General features: G+C 39.8%; 22 protein-coding genes. 21 read left to right on the top strand and 1 reads right to left on the bottom strand.

Annotated features, from left to right (window positions below):
• Positions 1 to 747 precede the first annotated feature (747 nt).
• The 4 genes from DS742_RS10690 (at position 748) to DS742_RS10675 (ending at position 3,985) form a co-directional block, all read left to right on the top strand.
• Complete coding sequence (locus DS742_RS10690) at positions 748 to 1,191, top strand: single-stranded DNA-binding protein (protein ID WP_117416989.1); 444 nt, start codon at positions 748 to 750, stop codon at positions 1,189 to 1,191.
• Positions 1,166 to 2,239 carry a hypothetical protein gene (locus DS742_RS10685; protein WP_117416988.1) on the top strand — a complete coding sequence of 358 codons (1,074 nt, stop codon included), beginning with the start codon at positions 1,166 to 1,168 and terminating at the stop codon, positions 2,237 to 2,239. The genes DS742_RS10690 and DS742_RS10685 overlap by 26 nt, the downstream gene beginning before the upstream one ends.
• 87 nt (positions 2,240 to 2,326) lie before the next feature.
• Positions 2,327 to 2,497: a hypothetical protein gene (locus DS742_RS28805; protein ID WP_170313426.1), complete on the top strand. Its 171-nt coding sequence runs from the start codon at positions 2,327 to 2,329 to the stop codon at positions 2,495 to 2,497.
• A 9-nt stretch (positions 2,498 to 2,506) separates the two neighbouring features.
• Positions 2,507 to 3,985, top strand: coding sequence for a recombinase family protein (locus tag DS742_RS10675; protein WP_117416986.1), 1,479 nt, complete (start codon positions 2,507 to 2,509; stop codon positions 3,983 to 3,985).
• Between the two features lie 11 nt (positions 3,986 to 3,996).
• Here DS742_RS10675 and DS742_RS10670 read toward each other — a convergent pair whose 3' ends face one another.
• Complete coding sequence (locus DS742_RS10670) at positions 3,997 to 4,560, bottom strand: TetR/AcrR family transcriptional regulator (RefSeq protein ID WP_117416985.1); 564 nt, start codon at positions 4,558 to 4,560, stop codon at positions 3,997 to 3,999.
• Between the two features lie 162 nt (positions 4,561 to 4,722).
• Here DS742_RS10670 and DS742_RS10665 point away from each other — a divergent pair, with 162 nt between their 5' ends.
• The 17 genes from DS742_RS10665 (at position 4,723) to DS742_RS10595 (ending at position 17,276) form a co-directional block, all read left to right on the top strand.
• Positions 4,723 to 5,943, top strand: a complete 1,221-nt coding sequence (locus DS742_RS10665; RefSeq protein ID WP_170313425.1) for an efflux RND transporter periplasmic adaptor subunit — start codon at positions 4,723 to 4,725, stop codon at positions 5,941 to 5,943.
• Positions 5,940 to 9,041, top strand: a complete 3,102-nt coding sequence (locus tag DS742_RS10660; protein WP_117416983.1) for an efflux RND transporter permease subunit — start codon at positions 5,940 to 5,942, stop codon at positions 9,039 to 9,041. Before DS742_RS10665 ends, DS742_RS10660 begins: the two co-directional genes overlap by 4 nt.
• Before the next feature lie 158 nt (positions 9,042 to 9,199).
• Positions 9,200 to 10,039 carry a GNAT family N-acetyltransferase gene (locus DS742_RS10655; RefSeq protein ID WP_117416982.1) on the top strand — a complete coding sequence of 280 codons (840 nt, stop codon included), beginning with the start codon at positions 9,200 to 9,202 and terminating at the stop codon, positions 10,037 to 10,039.
• A 98-nt stretch (positions 10,040 to 10,137) separates the two neighbouring features.
• Complete coding sequence (locus tag DS742_RS10650; RefSeq protein ID WP_117416981.1) at positions 10,138 to 10,905, top strand: GNAT family N-acetyltransferase; 768 nt, start codon at positions 10,138 to 10,140, stop codon at positions 10,903 to 10,905.
• Positions 10,906 to 10,924: 19 nt separating this feature from the next.
• A complete protein-coding gene (locus tag DS742_RS28800; RefSeq protein WP_170313424.1) occupies positions 10,925 to 11,074 on the top strand; it encodes a hypothetical protein in 150 nt (49 codons plus the stop codon).
• Positions 11,071 to 11,523, top strand: a complete 453-nt coding sequence (locus DS742_RS10645; RefSeq protein ID WP_117416980.1) for a GNAT family N-acetyltransferase — start codon at positions 11,071 to 11,073, stop codon at positions 11,521 to 11,523. Before DS742_RS28800 ends, DS742_RS10645 begins: the two co-directional genes overlap by 4 nt.
• Positions 11,524 to 11,544: 21 nt before the next feature.
• A complete protein-coding gene (locus DS742_RS10640) occupies positions 11,545 to 12,063 on the top strand; it encodes a DsbA family oxidoreductase (protein WP_117416979.1) in 519 nt (172 codons plus the stop codon).
• Entirely contained in the window at positions 12,047 to 12,571 is a 525-nt protein-coding gene (locus DS742_RS10635; RefSeq protein WP_117416978.1) for a GNAT family N-acetyltransferase, read from the top strand. Before DS742_RS10640 ends, DS742_RS10635 begins: the two co-directional genes overlap by 17 nt.
• The gene (locus tag DS742_RS10630) at positions 12,568 to 12,822 is read left to right on the top strand and encodes a DUF3781 domain-containing protein (RefSeq protein WP_117416977.1); all 255 of its coding nucleotides are present in this window, start codon (positions 12,568 to 12,570) and stop codon (positions 12,820 to 12,822) included. Before DS742_RS10635 ends, DS742_RS10630 begins: the two co-directional genes overlap by 4 nt.
• A 52-nt stretch (positions 12,823 to 12,874) precedes the next feature.
• Entirely contained in the window at positions 12,875 to 13,462 is a 588-nt protein-coding gene (locus DS742_RS10625) for an NAD(P)H-dependent oxidoreductase (protein ID WP_117416976.1), read from the top strand.
• A 40-nt stretch (positions 13,463 to 13,502) separates the two neighbouring features.
• Positions 13,503 to 14,195, top strand: a complete 693-nt coding sequence (locus tag DS742_RS10620) for an aspartate/glutamate racemase family protein (protein WP_117416975.1) — start codon at positions 13,503 to 13,505, stop codon at positions 14,193 to 14,195.
• Between the two features lie 157 nt (positions 14,196 to 14,352).
• Positions 14,353 to 14,889 (top strand): dCTP deaminase, encoded by a 537-nt coding sequence (dcd, locus tag DS742_RS10615; RefSeq protein ID WP_117416974.1) that lies wholly within the window; start codon positions 14,353 to 14,355, stop codon positions 14,887 to 14,889.
• Positions 14,890 to 14,904: 15 nt separating this feature from the next.
• Entirely contained in the window at positions 14,905 to 15,060 is a 156-nt protein-coding gene (locus DS742_RS28795; protein WP_170313423.1) for an N-acetyltransferase, read from the top strand.
• A gap of 10 nt (positions 15,061 to 15,070) precedes the next feature.
• A complete protein-coding gene (locus DS742_RS10610; RefSeq protein WP_117416973.1) occupies positions 15,071 to 15,511 on the top strand; it encodes a GNAT family N-acetyltransferase in 441 nt (146 codons plus the stop codon).
• A gap of 32 nt (positions 15,512 to 15,543) precedes the next feature.
• Positions 15,544 to 15,855 (top strand): hypothetical protein, encoded by a 312-nt coding sequence (locus tag DS742_RS10605; RefSeq protein WP_117416972.1) that lies wholly within the window; start codon positions 15,544 to 15,546, stop codon positions 15,853 to 15,855.
• Between the two features lie 18 nt (positions 15,856 to 15,873).
• Complete coding sequence (locus tag DS742_RS10600) at positions 15,874 to 16,341, top strand: hypothetical protein (protein WP_117416971.1); 468 nt, start codon at positions 15,874 to 15,876, stop codon at positions 16,339 to 16,341.
• Positions 16,342 to 16,385: 44 nt separating this feature from the next.
• The gene (locus DS742_RS10595) at positions 16,386 to 17,276 is read left to right on the top strand and encodes a S66 peptidase family protein (RefSeq protein ID WP_117416970.1); all 891 of its coding nucleotides are present in this window, start codon (positions 16,386 to 16,388) and stop codon (positions 17,274 to 17,276) included.
• Positions 17,277 to 17,283: the final 7 nt, after the last annotated feature.

Here is a 17,283-nt window from a genome sequence, read left to right as displayed (position 1 = left end):
TCTACTTTCTTTCACACTACTCTCCTTGCTGATAAAGTTCTTGCTATTAAAGATTATACCACATATAGAATATAGAAATAATGAAAGATATATGGCGGTTAATCTATCTTAAGAATCGTAAAAGGGCTTTACTAAACGTAATATATCTGATAAAATGATAATGCTTAAATCTAAATTCATTTCTATGATTGCAATATCTGTTTTATATTCCAGGTTATTAAAGTTTATTCCCCTTACATTTTTTATTTGATTTTCTAATTTTCTATATTATCTTATTGCATTTTTAATTTATCAAGGATTATTCTCTTTTTTTCCAGTAACAGGCTTTATCTGGTTATTCCCATTTTTTTTGTGTATTCTAATTCTTTTATTCCATGACTGGGTAGTGTATGTAAGAGACATAACCAGATATTTAACCATATTTTTTGAGAGGAGGTGTCAGACCAATCAATGAAGTGAAGGAGGCATAATGATTTAAGCAGTAAGACCAGAAAGGATGATGAATATTTGGAATGGAAATAAAAAATTGGTTTATATGGCGATCAGGCAGGGTTAAGCAATGTTGATCACCATGATGGTTTCATATTTAATAGTCGGTTTTATTTATGCGTCAGCTGTAGTTTTGGGTGTAACACTAATATTCTGTATTGTTGTTTTAAGACCTAAGAAGAAGACGGGGAAAGCCAATGGTCAGATGCATCAAAGGAAAAAGAGGGATGCTTGTAATCAGAAAGAATGGAGGAAAATATGAATCGAGTAATTTTAATGGGAAGATTAACCAGAGACCCGGAAGTGAGATATTCACAAGGAGAACGTACAATGGCGATTGCCAGATATACACTTGCCGTTGACCGCAGAGGACGTAAAAATCAGGATAGTAATGAGCCAACGGCTGATTTTATTAACTGTGTTTCGTTTGATAAAACAGGTGAATTTGCAGAAAAATACTTTTATCAGGGAATGAGAGTATTGATTACTGGAAGAGTTCAAACAGGCAGCTACATAAATAAAGACGGAGTTAAGGTATACACGTTTGAGGTCATTGTTGATGAACAGGAGTTTGCTGACAGTAAGAACATGTCTGCTGGAGGAAATCAGGCGGTTACAAGGCAGGAACCTGCCAGCGCAATAGGAGATGGGTTTTTAAATATCCCTGATGGTCTTGATGATCCGGATTTACCATTTAATTAAATTTAACACTGCTTTACTGACCATTCTTGTTTTTACTGGAGGTTTCTTTCACGTTTCTTTCGGTTCAGAAAGAACAGTTGAAATAAAGAAAGAATTCCGGACAACTAATAAGGAGGATGAAGGAAGCAGCCATTTTGAGAGGACCATCGAAAAAAATGGAATCAAATATCAGTTAATGTCCCTGCAGACAGACTATGAGGAGATAATTTATCCTGACAGTGTTTTAACAATTGATTCCCCGCCCTTTGTGGGAAACCCGGAAAGGTATATCCCCCAGGAAACTGTGGAAGAAGGTGGAAAGAAGTATCATTTGACTGCCAGCGAGATTCTTGATATTTCTATGGAAGAAAAAACGGAGTATTCAGAAACGTCTATTTTATATAGGGGTGTAGAGTATATAGACAAAATCCCAGAGCGGGCACAGGTACGGGTGACAGATGAAGACTTAAACCAGGAGCAAATAGTTGAATTGCCTGCAGTTTCTCATGTAGAAGAAAGTAATTACTGGGATTACGGTTTTACCTTTCCCATAACAGTATCAGGTTATCAGGAAAAATCATATTTACTGGGAGATACGGAAATACCAAATGGAGTGCCTTTAATAGATTATGCAGACGCATTTTTAAAGTATCTCAATCTACCTCCGGATTATTATGAAATAACAAGTATTGCATGGACTGGAGAACCGGAGCTGCAAAATGGAGATTTGGTCCGTACTGCACAGGCGCGTGGGAGGAAGGCGGTAAAAAACATAAGGAGTATATATGGAGGGGAGGTCACATTTCCTGCTGTAAAGGCTAAGGTATATCGGGGAACTTATGTGGAAGAGGGGGTGGAAAACCAGACAGATCTTTTGCTTTATAAGAAAATTGTAACAGCTGTTTATGAACGTCAGACCAGGGAGGAATTTTCAGAGATATTAAGATCCATTCTTACAAAAACAGTTCTACTGACGGGATTCCTGATATTGTTAATAATGATACTGATTCTGCACAAAAAGAAAAAAAGATCAAAAACGAATCCGGCATCTGATTTAAATTCCGGTTAAAAAAGAAGCCTGTCTATGTGGATTAATTATCGTCGGCTGACATATATTGAAACAAGTAATTGCATGAATGAGGTGAAATCGTACTGCATGAGAGTAGAAAATATTTATCCCATCTACAAAAGCAATCGTGACAGGGAGAAATCAGTGCAGAAGATATATGAAGAGCTTCAATTAATTTTTTATCATAAATCACAATCTGAAAAGAATTGTTCTCTCATAGAGAAAGAGCAGACGGTTGATGAAAAGAAGGGAAATTAATTAAGCCATATGGATGCGATTTATGCAAGACAGTCAATTGATAAAAAAGACAGTCTCTCCATTGAGACGCAGCTGAGTTTCGCCAGGAGTATTGCAGTTGGTGAGCCGAGATTATACATAGACAGGGGTATTTCGGGAAAAGATGTGGTACACAGACCGGAATTTTTAAAATTGTTAAATGATATAAAAAAAGGGTCGATTAACAGAATCCTTGTTTACAAGCTTGACCGTTTTACCCGCTCGCTTCTGGATTTTACAAACACCTGGGAATATATGAGCAAATACAAGGTAGAGTTTATTTCCGTTACGGAAAATTTTGATACCTCAACACCCATAGGGAAAGCAATGATATTTATTATGGCCGTGTTTGCCCAGATGGAGCGGGAACAGATTTCGAAAAGAGTTTATGACAATTATTATGACAGGATTGAACTGGGGCGCTGGCCGGGAGGTCCCGCACCCTATGGTTACAGCAATACAGCAATCTCATATGGGGAACAAAAAGTTTCTTCGCTGAAACTGGAAGATAACATAAAGAATCTGGAAGAGATTATGAAGATTTATGCTTATCCAACTACCAGTCTGGGAGATATCGGGCGAATGATGACGGCAAGAAAGTGTCCTGGACCAAACAGTGAAAAATGGTCCCCCTGTTCCATTGGGCGGGTGCTTAGAAATCCTGCCAGCGTAAAATGTGATCATGCTGTCTATTCGTACTTTAAAAAACTTGGAGTAAATATTATAAATCCACTGAAAGATTTTAACGGGGAACATGGCGGCATGCTGGTGGGGAAAAAGGGAGCAGTGACAAAAGGAGCATTGGATACAAAGGAGGCTACCTTCGCCATTGGTAACTGGCCTGGATATATTGATTCTAAGTTGTGGCTCCGGTGCCAGAAAAAACTGGACACAAATGAGAAAGTAGCCTCAAACGATGGTCCGCGTAACAGCTGGCTGACGGGACTGATAAAATGCGGTGACTGTGGGAGGGCAGTTATGGTTCGAAAATACAAGCGCAAATCAGATGGAGAAATAGTCCGGACTTTAAGATGCCGGGGAAAGGATTTTCTTGACTGTAATTTAAAACCTCAGTTGAGGATTGAACAGATTGAGGGGGCTGTTGAGATAGAATTGGTAAAGCTTCTTGACAGCTGCAAACCGGCTCCCATTGAAAATGTGAATGAAACCAATGAACTGGAGCTGGAATTGATCCGTATTGATGAAGCTGTTACCAATTTAATGCAGGTTCTAAAGACAAAATCAGTCAGTTCACTCACCGTCGATTATATTAATAAAGAGTTGGAAGAACTGACGCAGACGAAAACAAAATTATTAGAGGAGAAAGGAAAAATGGTCAGGAAATCTGAATTTCCGCAAAAAATTATTTTTTCCCAGTTAAATAAAGAAGATAAACGGGCTGTAGCATTCTCTTATCTGGAAACAGTTGTGGTTTACGAAGATTATATCAGTTTGATATGGAAGAAATAACAAAACATGACTTACCATACAATCAATGAACTCATATAATCAACCATTTGATCTATGGAGACCCGCATGCCGTTTTGCAGCCACCACATAATCAGCGAAATCGCTGCGCCGGTATAGTATTCCGACATGATGGCGATTGGAACCGGACTGGGAACACCTGAGCGTGTTTCATCCATACGAAAACACCGGTCAAGATAGGCGCTGACAGTGTTTCTTAAAAGGTCGGCCATAAAGTCATTTTTAATATGGGAGGCACTCTGAACGAAAAAATCTTTATAATTTTTGGCATATTCAAACATTTGGCGTATGATACGCCGATAATATTCCTGTTCTGATTCTCCCTCTTCAATTTGTAATTCTATAAATTTACGCTGCTCATCTGAAAACATAGTCTCCAACAGCTGGTATTTATCCTCAAAATGCTTATAGAATGTGGTGCGGTGTACCATGGCCTTTTTACAGATATCGGTCACGGTAATTTCTTCAAAGGGGTGTTTCAGAACCAGTTCAAAAAGGGCGTCACTAAGAAACCGGTAGGTTCTCAGCATACGCAGGTCAATTGTCTGATCTTCCATATATAGTTCTCCAATCTACACTTATTGATAAAATGTAGTTTAGGCTACACTTTACAAAGTTTGTTTCTTGCTTTTTCTCTGAAAAAATAATATCATGCAAATCGACAGGTGTAAACAAAAAATACCGAAAAGATACAGCGGTGATGATAAAGGAGAATGGCGATGATAGAGAGGAAGAGAATACCCAAATGGGCGGCTGTACCTGTTTTGTGCGCATTGCTGCTGGCGGGGTGCAGCGGTGATAAAGGACAGGAAAAAAAAGAAATGAGAAGTATTTCTGTTGCAACAGTAAGCGAAGCGGCTTATACGGACACACTTAATTTAAGTGGTAACGTAACTCCGGTTGAAACAGCGAATCTGTCGTTTAAGCTGGACGGAAAGCTGAAGGAAGTATATGTTCGGGAAGGTGATTCGGTGGAAATGGGTCAGAAGGTGGCGGAGCTTTCCATGGAAGATTATTCCCTGCAGGTCCGGGCTGCTCAGGCGCAGTTTCGGGCTGCCGAAGCTCAGTATGCGACTGCAAAGATGCAGGCGGATACTGATGCTCCCTCCAAAATCGCACAGGCAAAGGCCCAGCTGGTGCTGACTCAGAAAACTTATAACAGAGTAAAAGCCCTTTATGAGGCTCAGGCAGTATCCCAGAGTGACCTCGATGAGATTTCAGCAAAGCTGGCGGCGGACTCTGAGACATATCACCAGGCACTGGAAGGGAAAAATATGGCTGTCGCGCAGCTTGAGGCAGCAGGGGCTCAGAAAGACCAGGCTGCGGCAGCTGCGGATAAAGCAGTCAGGGATCTGGCGGATACTGCGCTGAACAGCCCAATGAAGGGAGTGATATTAAAAAAGCTTATGAATGGAGGTGAAACGGCAGCAGCCGGATATCCGGTTGTAGTTATCGGACGAACTGATGAGGTTACCATAGAAGTTGGTATTCCCGATGAACAAATCAACGAGATTAAGCTGGGGCAGAAAGCAGAAGTTTCCGTATATGGGATAGAAACTGGGTTTGAGGGAAGTGTTTCAGGAATTGGTGCGTTAGCGGACAGCAATACCCGGACCTTTACTGTAAAAATCCGTGTAAAAAATCCTGCCGGCGTGTTAAAACCTGGAATGATTGCCAACGTCATCCTCCATACCGGTTCACAAAAATCTGTTTTAATTCCGCTGGACAGCGTACTGCAGCGGGCGAATGGATCAGTCGTATTTGTGTATGATGCTGCCAGCGGTACCGTGACCAGAAAAGTAGTGACAACCGGAGAGATCAGGGGTAATTCCATTGAAATTCTTTCCGGACTGGAGTTTGGAGAACAAATAGTGACAGAAGGTCAGTTTTTATTATATGACGGCGATGCTGTTCAGCTTGCAGAGGAGGTTGAGCCATGATTGCATGGAGCGTTAAGCATAAAAGTATTCTTGCTCTGCTGACCGGACTATTTATGATGCTTGGTATTTATGCTTATGTCGTAATGGAGAGACAGGAAAATCCTGAAGTCACCAGCCCGGTTGCTTCCGTTACCTGTATTTATCCAGGTGCGAGCCCGGAGGATATAGAAAAGCTGATCGTCAAGCCAATTGAAGATAAAATTGATACCATTTCAGGAATCAAAAAGCTGGAAAGCTACTCCGTGGATTCAGCCGGAGTAATTCAGATTACACTGAAAGATATGAGTGATAATGAAATTAATAAAAAGTGGGACAAGCTGCGGGAAAAGATTGATGATATAAAGCCCGAGCTTCCCGCTGATGCACAGGCGCCTGTAATAAAAACAGACTTTTCAAGTTCCTACGGACTTATTTTAGGCCTTTCAGGGGAAGACAACACCAATCAGGAGATGGCAGATGTTGCCAGGCAGATAAAAAACATGCTTTCCAAAGATACAGATGTGAAAGCTGTGGATATTATGGGTGATGAAAAGCAGCAGGTGGAAATTGACTTAAACATGTCAAAGCTTCAGCAGTATGGTATATCGCCTGCCACAGTCGCCACTCAGCTGGGAGCCCGTAACATTAACATTCCCGGCGGTAACCTGGAACTTACTGGCACTAAGATACCGGTGCAGGTTTCCGGGGAATATCAGTCTATGGAGGAAATAAAGAATACAATTGTTTCTGTTTCCACTGATTCCGGTACTCCTGTTTATTTGAAAAATGTGGCCGAAGTTCTTCAGACGCCGGTAAAGCCGGAAAAGCAGGTATTTGTCAATGGAAGCCAGGGGGTGCTGATCGGTGTCAAATATGCGGATGGTATCAATATATTAAATGTGGAAAAACGCCTTCAGGACAAAATTCACGGGTTTGAAAAATCAAAGCTGTATGCGGGAATGAAACTGACAGAATTAAATAATCAGGCCAGTTTTGTAAAGGATTCCATTGATATGTTTGCAGATAACCTGATTGAAGGGATTCTGCTGGTTTTTATCGTTGTTCTTATATCCATGGGACTGCGGTCAGCTGCTGTTGTATCTATCCCCATTCCTGTTATCTGTATTCTTGTATTTGGTTACATGTATCTGACAAGAATTCCTCTTCACCAGGTAGCAGTTGCATCACTGATGATATCGTTAAGCTTAATGGTAGCAAATGGAATTGTTGCAAATGATAACATTCAAGTTTATCTGGCCAGGGGTGAAACGCTCACGAATGCCTGTATCAATGGTGTAAAGGAGGTTGGAATTCCTATTCTGACTTCATCACTGACTACGGTTGCCTCCTTTCTTCCTTTGGCAATGATGAACGGAGATGCGGGAAAATTTGTAAAAACGCTGCCGATTCTGGTAAGTGTGGCGCTGGCAGGTTCTTATCTGACTTCTCTGACAATTGTTCCAGCTCTGGCTCATCTGCTTAACCGTCAGCCGGCCAAAGATAAGCCTGTTAAAGCCGAGCCATCCAGATTTACAGTATGGATACAAAAAATAGCAGAAAAACTGCATTTAAAACAGCTTCTGGAAAAAGGGAATGAATTATATGGACGCTTATTAAGTTTTTCATTAAAGAAACCACGCACGGTTCTGTTATTTTTTGCCGGGTTGTTTGCAGCTTCTTCTCTTATTGTACCGACTCTCGCCGTGCAGCTGTTTCCTCCTGTAGAGCGTGATCAGTATGTACTCAACGTAACAACCCAGGACGGAAGTACTTTAGAAAAAACTCTGGCTCAAAGCCAGAAGGTAGCCGCTGTGCTGGAGAATGAAAAATCCGTACACTCCTTTGCAAGCACTGCTGGTGATGGTTTTATGAAATACTATGTTACCTTTGAACCGGAACAGCAGGCTACGAACAAAGCACAGTTTCTGATTAACGGAACCCGTTCAGAAGCAGCTGCTGTAGAAAAGAGAATTCTTGAAGCAGTTCCAGGGATCAGTACTACCCTTAAATATCTGGAAATCAGTTTGCCTTTGACATACCCCATTCAGGTACGAGTATCTGGTGATGATATTGAAAAACTTCGGAGCGCAGCCGCTGAGATAGAGGAACGCTGCCGTACTGTACCGGGTACCCGAAATGTGGAGGACAACTATGGAGATAACAGCTACCGCTTAAACGTAAATGTAAATGAGGAAAAGGCGAACCTTGTAGGAATCACCAACTACGATGTTGCCAGTACAGTGCGAATGGCAGTAAACGGATTAGAAATATTAAAAATGAAGCAGAAGGATCTGGAGAAAGATTCCCTGCCGGTTATTGCAAAAATATCCGATAAAGATAAAACCAGCAGGGAAATACTCAATACCATATTCCTGACTTCTCAGGTGACAGGAAAGAATGTTCCGCTGACGCAGATTGCCGCAATACAGACCCAGTCGTCGTTAAACCAGATTATCCGCCGGAACAGCCAGCGGACGATTACCATTGGCAGTTATGTGGAAGATGGATACAATACGGCAGCAGTAATGGAAAATGTGGAAAAAAGTATGAAAGATCTAAGGCTTCCGGACGGTTATACTTTGGAATACGGCGGCGAAAGTGAAAACAGCACGGATGCATTTTCTTCCATGACATTGCCCACGATCATCGCAGTTATCCTGATTTATATCATACTGGTATTCCAGTTTGGAGATCTTGTAGAGCCGCTGATTATAATGGGTACGATTCCGCTGTCCTTTATCGGCATCATCTGGGGCTTAAAGTGGATGGGGTATCCCATTGGATTCATGGCGCTGTTAGGTGCAATCAGCCTCATGGGAGTTGTTGTTAATAACGGTATTGTACTTCTGGATTACATAAAGGTGCTGATTCCCCAGTCGGATAGCGTTAAGGAAGCCATTGTTAAGGCATGTGAAACGCGAATGCGCCCAATCATGATTGGAATGGTAACAACCGTTTTCTCTCTTCTTCCGCTTATGACTTCAGGAGGACCGCTGTGGGCACCTATGGCTACAGCAGTAATATTCGGAATGATCCTGTCCACAGTTTTAACTATGATTGTCATTCCCTGTGCCTATGCAATGATTGCGTCTGTGCGTGAAAAACAAAAAGGAAATTAAATTTATTTCAAAAAGGTTTAAGAAGGCTTTGTTCACAATAATATGAACAAGGCCTTTTCCTTTATATAGAGTTAAATTAAAAAACTACTAAACAAATAAACTATATTTTTTTGAAAGATATGTTATTATAGTGTAAAAGATTGAAAACGGGAGGTACTATGGAAAATCATATAAAAATAATTGACACCATAAAAGAATACTGCCTCGGGCATTCTGGTTCCTATGAAGCAAGACCATTTGGAGAGTACCCAATCTGTTATAAGGTAATGGGGAAATTATTTGTGCAGCTCAATCCACAGGAGAATTTCTATAAAATAACCTTAAAATGCGATCCGGAAAAATCATATCTTTATCGTCAGCTTTATCCGGGAATAATAGTAAGGGGTTACCATTGTCCTCCCGTTCAGCAGCCGCATTGGAATACGGTTGATTTAGATGCGTTTTCAGATCAGGAGCTGCTTTTTCAGATGATTGATGAGGCTTATGAATGCGTGATAAATAAATTCAGTAAAAAAGCGAAAGAGAAGCTGCGCAATCTGTCTGTGCTGGAGTTTCGGGACACGGATGGAGATGATCCGGATTTTGCTATGCTTTGCGGAAGGCTGGACCGCACACTGGTTGAGATTGTGGGAAGTCAATATCAAAGAAGCAGGTATGATCAGTATAATCAGAGAGACAGCATTCATGATGTGATTGTTGCATATCATAATGGAAAAGCGGTAGCGTGCGGAGCATTCAAAATGTTTGATGAAACTCATGCGGAGCTGAAACGGGTCTATGTGGATCCGGCACATCGTCATATGGGGTTAGGCGGGGAATTAATCCGGAGATTAGAAGCAAAGGCAAAGATGAAAGGTTATATCTGGTGTATTCTGGAAACCGGGAGGCAGTTAGATGCAGCTCATACAATGTATAAAAAGGCGGGTTATCAGATTATTCCTAATTACGGCCAGTATGCTGGGATGGAGGATTCCATTTGTATGGAACGTAAAATATGATGGGGGCAGAAAAGCAGATACCAGCTTTTTAATGATATGCATGGATGATTTGGAGAAGGCCAAAGAATGGCTTGTAAGAAAGGAGTGTAGGGGGTATTATGAATAATAAAGAAATCATTGAGAGAGCGATGCAGCAATCAGCAATAGACAGTAATTGCTGTATGGAGAATTTTAGAAGCAATGAGAATAAGGTCGTACTATCTGTAAAAAATCCCAAAGCCAGAAAATATTTAGAACTCCCCTTTTTCTGCGATTTAACATCCTATGGCAACAACATTGTTGCATCTGTTTCGGGAGAATTAAAAGATATAGTAGAGGAATATATAGAAAAGTATCCGGTTGCTCATTGTTTTGAGACACCAAATCTACATATATTGATAGAAAGACTAAAGCCGTTTAATCTGAATGTCTGTTTTATGGGTGAGTATTTTTTGCCGGATTTGGAAGCGTTAAAGCCGCTTTCCTGCCAGTTTGAAATAAGAGTTCTGGAGCCGGAGCATTTTTCAGAATATTATCTGCCGGAATGGAGCAATGCACTATGTGAAAAACGAAAAGAGTTAGACTGCCTTGCAGTAGGTGCATTTGATGCTGGAAAACTGATTGGACTTGCAGGAGGGTCTGCTGATTGTGATACCATGTGGCAGATCGGTATTGATGTACTGCCGGAATATAGAAGGCTGGGAATTGCTTCCAGTCTTACAAGCAGGCTTGCGATAGAAATATTGGATAGAGGGATTGTTCCATTTTATTGCTGTGCATGGTCAAATGTGAAGTCTGCACGGAATGCCATAAAAAGTGGGTTTCGACCTGCCTGGGTGCAGGTTACGGCAAGAGAGAATAGTTTTATTGATGAAATGAATAGGTAGGAAATCAGGAGACAGTTGTATGACAACAATATATTTTATTCGGCACGCTGAACCAGATTATTCAAATCATTCTGATGTACCGTTATTAATGCCATGGATTGTAAAGTTTACATTTGATGATGAAAAATTTATGGGAATTGAAAAAATAGAGGTTCGGAGAAGCAGATGATGTTTATGAATACAGACTTTTTAAAAAATAACGAAATATCTCTCAAGTTAGTAAAAACAACTGTAGGCAACATACATAAGCAATGGCTTCCTGCATATCATTTTGCAATATATGATAAGCAGGGGGAAGAAGTTGGTGGTTGTGATTTAAGAATCGGACATAACACTAATGTGTATTATGGCGGCAACATTGGATACCGCATAGAGGAACAATATCGTGGATCTCATTATGCAGGGAAAGCCTGCCTGTTACTGTTTCAGCTGGCTAAAAAACATAAGATGGATTACCTTATAATCACCTGCAATCCCGATAGCCACGCTTCAAGGAAGACCTGTGAGTATGCAGGAGGAACATTAGAAAAAATTGTACAGATACCAGTTGATAATGAAATGAGAAAAGCTGGAGAAACGGAAAAGTGTATCTATCGGTTTCATTTACATGATTATTAGAAATTAGGGAGGTGACTGACAATGAAAAATGAATTACATGTCTTTTTTGATTATATCTGTCCGTTTTGTCTGAGGGCACATAACTATTTAAAGGAGCTTATGACGGAATATCCGGATGTGCCAATAGTATGGCATCCCTGCGAATCTCATCCCAGACCAGACCGGTATGGACCTCATAGTGATTTGTGTATTCAGGGATATTTTTACGCTCTTGATCATGGAGTTAATCATATGGATTACCATGACCGTATGTACCAGGCTGCCTTTAAAGATCATGTTAATATTGAGGATATTGATGCTCTTGGTGATTATGTCAGTGATATGGTTGATGCGAATGACTTTAAACAATCGATTCGACAGGGGACTTATCTTAAAAAACTCGCGGAATCCAATAAACTTGCATTTGAACATTCTGGCGTCTGGGCTGTCCCTGCATATAGAATGGGGGATTTGAAACTAGATGCAGTTGAAAATGTGGGTGTTAATAAAGAACAGATACGGCAGATTCTAAAGGGGGAAAGTAATGCAGCTGAAAAATAATATGTTATTAAAAATTGATAAGGCTGTTAAAGCAGATGCAGCTGAAATAGTTGAATTTCTTAATATTGTGGGTGGAGAGAGTGATAATTTATTGTTTGGAGCAAATGGTTTTCAAATGTCGGTAGAAGCAGAAGAAAATTTCATAGAAAACCTGCTGGATTCTACTGTTTCGGCTTTGTTTACAGGGAAAATTGAAAATAAAATAGTGTGTACAGGCAGTATAATGACCTCACCAAGAAAAAGAATATCTCATCAGGCGGATCTCGCCGTTTCAGTGAAAAAGAAATATTGGGGTTTAGGTATAGGAACACACCTGATGCAGACAATGATTTCGTTTGCTAAGGGAAATGGTCAGACAGAAATACTGCATTTAGGCGTGAAAGAAGATAATTTAACAGCAGTAAAACTATATAAAAAAATGGGATTCAATGAAATCGGCAGGCATAAAAACTTCTTTAAAATAGATGGTAAATATTATGATGAAATTCTAATGGATTTGCATTTATGAAAATTGACTTTGTAGAAACTGATTTAATAAAAAATATTGATAAAATACACACAACAGAATTAGGTGAGCAGAGGATCAGGAAGAATTTGAGTCTGGATACGCCTGATTTAATTGCATGGAGTAAAAACAGAGTTGAAAATGCAGACAGTATAAGCAGAAAAGGAAAGAATTGGTATGTGAATGCTGCCGGATGCATTTTAACTATTAACGCATATAGTTTTACAATAATTACAGCTCATAGAAAGAAATAATAGGAAGAACACGCTGGTGTGAAATATCTTAAATAGAGCGGAGGACAATACTGTGAGAGTGTTTGTCGTGTACTGCCATCCAAGTAAGAAAAGCTTTACGCATGATATTAAGCAGGAGTTTTTAAAGGGACTAAATGACTCAAATCATGAATTTATTGTCTCTGATTTATATGAGATGAATTTTAATGAGGTGATATCAGAAAACGAATATGAGAGAGAAGCTTATTATAAAACGGAAATTCCGGTGGCGGACGATGTTATTGAAGAACAGCGTAAAATTCAGGAATCTGATGCTATTGTATTTATATACCCTGTTTTTTGGACGGAGGCTCCTGCAAAATTAGTAGGCTGGTTTGACCGGATATGGACGAGCGGTTTTGCATATAATCCGAATCCCAAAATGAAGATACTTAAGAAGGCATTATTTATCGTTTCTGCAGGAAAAACAATGGAATCTCTTGAAGAAACAGGCGAATCTAGTGCGATGAGAATTGTTATGCTGGGTGACAGGATCAGAGACAGAGCCATTGAAAAAGAAATGATTATATTTGATGGCACCACCCATTGGGATGAGGAGCAACGAAAGGAACGGATGGCAGAGCATCTTAATACTGCATATAAGTTAGGGTTGAATTTTTAAATAAATAATATGGATTAATTCAGATGGTAGGAGGAATATTGTGAAAAAATTAGGTTTGATAGGTGGCATGGGACCGGAGTCTACCATTCCCTATTACCGCGATATTGTTTATGGTATTAAACAAAGAGTGGGTAAAGACTATTATCCTCAATTAACAATTGAAAGTGTTAATGTTTTTAAAGTTTTGAAATTATGCAGAGAAAATAGGCACGAAGAATTGACCAATTATCTTCTGGAAGCAATCAACAATTTGGAACGTAGCGGAGCAGAAATAGCTGCTTTATCAGCAAATACACCGCATATCGTATTCGACAGGCTTAAAGAACAAACATCAATACCTCTAATCAGTATTATTGAGGCGACCTGTCGAGAGGCTGAACATAGAGGTTTTAAAAAAATAGGTCTACTTGGAACCATTTTTACAATGACGGGAGATTTTTATAAAAAACCTTTCTATGAGAAGAATATAGAGATTGTGGTTCCATCAAGTTTATCAATGGAATTTATTAACGAAAAAATTACAAAGGAGTTGGAACTTGGCATAGTGAAAGAAGAAACACGAAAGAGCTTTCAAAAAATCATTATGCAGATGAAAGATGAAAATAATATTCAGGCTGTAATTTTGGGTTGTACAGAACTGCCTTTGATTTTAAATGATGAAGTGAGTTCTGTCCCGTGCCTGGATACAATGCAAATACACATCGCGTCTATAATAAATGCTATTCTTGGCTGATTTCCGTCCTGGCAGAGATTATAAACAAACTGGTAAGAAATTCTGGTAGCAGATGGTATTCAAAACGAAATGGATATGTGGACAATATGATTTAAATCTATAAAAGTTTAGTATGAAACCACAAAATAATTAAACGACAAAAAGGATGGCTGCCGATATGATTCTATCTGACAAAACAATTATTAAAATGCTAAAAGAAAAAACTCTGTTTATAGAACCCCTGGAAGAGGGACAGATTCAGCCCGCAAGTGTGGATATTCGCCTTGGAAACACATTTAGCGTAGTGGAAGATACTTCAGACGGAATTATCACAATGCAAAACGAGATTAAATACAAGACAATTGTGACGGATAAATATATTCTCCTTCCCGGTCAGTTTGTACTTGCAACCACGCTGGAGTATTTTGCAATGCCAGATGATCTTACCGCATTTGTTGAAGGAAGAAGTTCTCTGGGCAGGATGGGGCTTTTTATCCAGAATGCTGGTTGGGTTGATCCGGGGTTTGAGGGAGAAATAACCCTTGAGTTGTTTAATGCCAACCGCTGCGCGATTGAGCTGCAGTCTGGACGCAGGGTGGGACAGCTTGTTTTTGCCAAGATGGATGAGAATGCTTTGAATCCATACCGGGGAAAATATCAGGGGCAGAAAGGGGCTACCGGTTCAAAGGTATTTATGGATAACGATGTAAGTTAATTAATGGAGGCTGAAATGGTACGGCAGAAATGTGAGTGCTGTATACTGGAAGTTTTGTCTTCCAATGAACGGGCAATTAAATTTTACATAAGCCATGGTTCTACAATTTTCGAAGTGGAAGAGAATGGCATGAGATTATTATGTGATAAAATGACGAAAGATTTCAGGTAAGGAGCGATCTATGGAATTTGAGATGCAGGAAAATGTTTTGACTGTAAAAGATTATCAAAAACTTAGAACATCTGCAGGCTGGAGCGAGTTACCAGAGCAGCAGATAGAGACTGCATTAAAGAACTCATTATTTACAATAGCAGTCAAATATCAGGAACAGGTTGTGGCTATGGGCAGACTTGTGGGAGATGGGTGTTATATCTGCTATATCCAGGATCTGGTTGTATTACCGGAATACCAGGGTAAAGGTATTGGAAAATATATGATAGAAAGGCTTGTTTCTTATGTAAGGGAGCAGGGAATTCCAGATACAAATATTACATTGGGACTCTTTGCCGCCATAGGGAAAGAAGGCTTTTATCAGAAACAGGGATTTCATATCCGGCCAAATGATCACAGAGGGGCTGGAATGGAGATTATATTACCCGTACACCAGGATACAGGAGCATAGCTGGAAGTAAAAATAGAAAAGGAAGGTATGGCATGCAAACAATTATTATCCGGTTATCTCCGGAGAAACTTGAAAATGCTGATTTGGACTTACGTTACTATATTCCAGAACGTATAGAGGAAATAACTGACGGAATGGTTCAGGACAATGGGTATGATTATCTGGAGGAAAATGCTCTGGCACTTTGGCTCCAGACAGAGGATGCGATCAGCGCTTATCCAGCTATTGTGAAGCTGTTTAGGGAAGAATCCTTTATGGGAAATGACCTTTCTTTGTCAGCTGAACTATATATCTCTGAAAAAGATACGGATGAGCTGGAAAACTGCAGGCTTGTTTATCCATAATAAAAGGGGGAAGATCCAATGGTACATTTGGTATACTGCGACAATCAAGGTAAAAAGGGAGAACGTGACTTAGACAAAATAATCTCCGGTACGAAGATGATGGTGGTAAGAGGGGCAGCTGGACGTAAAATCCCTCATAGCAGAGTATTTGAAGGTGAAACCGTTTATTTTATGGAGAAAGGAACCGGTGAAATCTCTGCGTATGCCGTTGTAAAGTCTGTCCAGAATCATGTAAAACTGGCAGATGAGGAAATATCAAAAGTTTTGAATGAGAATCAGGATAAACTTAATCTGACGGACAAACAGAAAGAGCGCTGGCATAAAAAATGTTTGTGTCTGGTTGAATTTGGCGGAGTTCAGCAAATTGAACCAACGCTGCCCTTTGATCATCAGGGGAATATGGATGACTGGCTGATTATTGATAAGATTGAGGATGTGGTTGTGGGTACCAGTATACCCTATAACTATGAAAAGTCCAGGTTCTGACAATTATAAATAAGTATAATTCCATTTTATAAAGGACATATGAAATGAATCCATCCAGACTAAAAATAGGAGATACCATAGGAATTATTTCTCCCTGCCATACGGCAGACCAGGAACGTTATGCTCCATTTCTTGCAGGAATCAAAAAACTTGGATATCAGGTAAAAGAAGGAAGTAATTTATATAAAAATACATATGGCTATGCGGCAAGTGAACAGGAAAGAGCAGATGATTTTAACAATATGATTTTAGATCCCGAAGTTAAAATGATTTTGTTTGGCGGAGGCAATGTGGGGAATGAATTCCTTCCGGCTATCAATTTTCAGGCGATAAAAGACAACCCAAAGATTATTTGCAGCTACAGCAATGGTACAACAATCTTAAATACGGTTTATGCCCAGACCGGCCTGACGGTTTATTATGGACAGTTTCCAGGTGTATTTAAGGATTTGAATAATTACAATCTTAAACAGTTTCAGGCACATTTTACAGGTGAAACTCCGTCAGTATTTGAGAAAAACAGTAAGTGGAAAGCTATAAATGAAGGGGCATGTGAGGGGACTCTTATTGGAGGCTATACAACACGCTTTGCTTATTTAATCGGAAATAAGTACTTTTCTTTTGACAAAAGAAAAGATTATATATTATTTCTGGAAAATTATGAAGCCTTCAATGAGCCGTCAGAGATCAGTGCTCATTTAGCGCAGATTGAGCAGCATGAAATCATTGAGCATGTAAAAGGCCTGCTCTTTGGACATTACTCTGAAAGCATTAATCAGGAATTGACCGATGTTCTGATACGCTTTGGTAAGAAAAATGGAATACCGGTCATGTCCTGTGATGACTTTGGACATGGCAGAAACCATGGGATACTGCCAATTGGAATTCGGGCCAGGCTGGATACTGGTAAGAAAACGCTGGAATTTATAGATTAAAAAGAAA

Source organism: Lacrimispora amygdalina, assembly GCF_003432035.1.
Taxonomy (GTDB): Bacteria; Bacillota; Clostridia; order Lachnospirales; family Lachnospiraceae; genus Lacrimispora; species Lacrimispora amygdalina.
The sequence above is the reverse complement of the archived record's forward strand: the minus strand, read 5'-3'. Positions and strand labels throughout refer to the sequence as shown.

Coding starts and splice junctions, on each gene's coding strand:
- DS742_RS10605 (WP_117416972.1), top strand. CDS start 15,544: ATGCAAACAATTATTATCCGGTTATCTCCGGAGAAACTTGAAAATGCT.
- DS742_RS10690 (WP_117416989.1), top strand. CDS start 748: ATGAATCGAGTAATTTTAATGGGAAGATTAACCAGAGACCCGGAAGTG.
- DS742_RS10640 (WP_117416979.1), top strand. CDS start 11,545: ATGAAAAATGAATTACATGTCTTTTTTGATTATATCTGTCCGTTTTGT.
- DS742_RS28800 (WP_170313424.1), top strand. CDS start 10,925: ATGACAACAATATATTTTATTCGGCACGCTGAACCAGATTATTCAAAT.
- DS742_RS10660 (WP_117416983.1), top strand. CDS start 5,940: ATGATTGCATGGAGCGTTAAGCATAAAAGTATTCTTGCTCTGCTGACC.
- DS742_RS10610 (WP_117416973.1), top strand. CDS start 15,071: ATGGAATTTGAGATGCAGGAAAATGTTTTGACTGTAAAAGATTATCAA.
- DS742_RS10655 (WP_117416982.1), top strand. CDS start 9,200: ATGGAAAATCATATAAAAATAATTGACACCATAAAAGAATACTGCCTC.
- DS742_RS10595 (WP_117416970.1), top strand. CDS start 16,386: ATGAATCCATCCAGACTAAAAATAGGAGATACCATAGGAATTATTTCT.
- DS742_RS10665 (WP_170313425.1), top strand. CDS start 4,723: ATGATAGAGAGGAAGAGAATACCCAAATGGGCGGCTGTACCTGTTTTG.
- DS742_RS10675 (WP_117416986.1), top strand. CDS start 2,507: ATGGATGCGATTTATGCAAGACAGTCAATTGATAAAAAAGACAGTCTC.
- dcd (WP_117416974.1), top strand. CDS start 14,353: ATGATTCTATCTGACAAAACAATTATTAAAATGCTAAAAGAAAAAACT.
- DS742_RS10670 (WP_117416985.1), bottom strand. CDS start 4,560: ATGGAAGATCAGACAATTGACCTGCGTATGCTGAGAACCTACCGGTTT.
- DS742_RS10635 (WP_117416978.1), top strand. CDS start 12,047: ATGCAGCTGAAAAATAATATGTTATTAAAAATTGATAAGGCTGTTAAA.
- DS742_RS28805 (WP_170313426.1), top strand. CDS start 2,327: ATGAGAGTAGAAAATATTTATCCCATCTACAAAAGCAATCGTGACAGG.
- DS742_RS10645 (WP_117416980.1), top strand. CDS start 11,071: ATGATGTTTATGAATACAGACTTTTTAAAAAATAACGAAATATCTCTC.
- DS742_RS28795 (WP_170313423.1), top strand. CDS start 14,905: ATGGTACGGCAGAAATGTGAGTGCTGTATACTGGAAGTTTTGTCTTCC.
- DS742_RS10650 (WP_117416981.1), top strand. CDS start 10,138: ATGAATAATAAAGAAATCATTGAGAGAGCGATGCAGCAATCAGCAATA.
- DS742_RS10600 (WP_117416971.1), top strand. CDS start 15,874: ATGGTACATTTGGTATACTGCGACAATCAAGGTAAAAAGGGAGAACGT.
- DS742_RS10630 (WP_117416977.1), top strand. CDS start 12,568: ATGAAAATTGACTTTGTAGAAACTGATTTAATAAAAAATATTGATAAA.
- DS742_RS10685 (WP_117416988.1), top strand. CDS start 1,166: ATGATCCGGATTTACCATTTAATTAAATTTAACACTGCTTTACTGACC.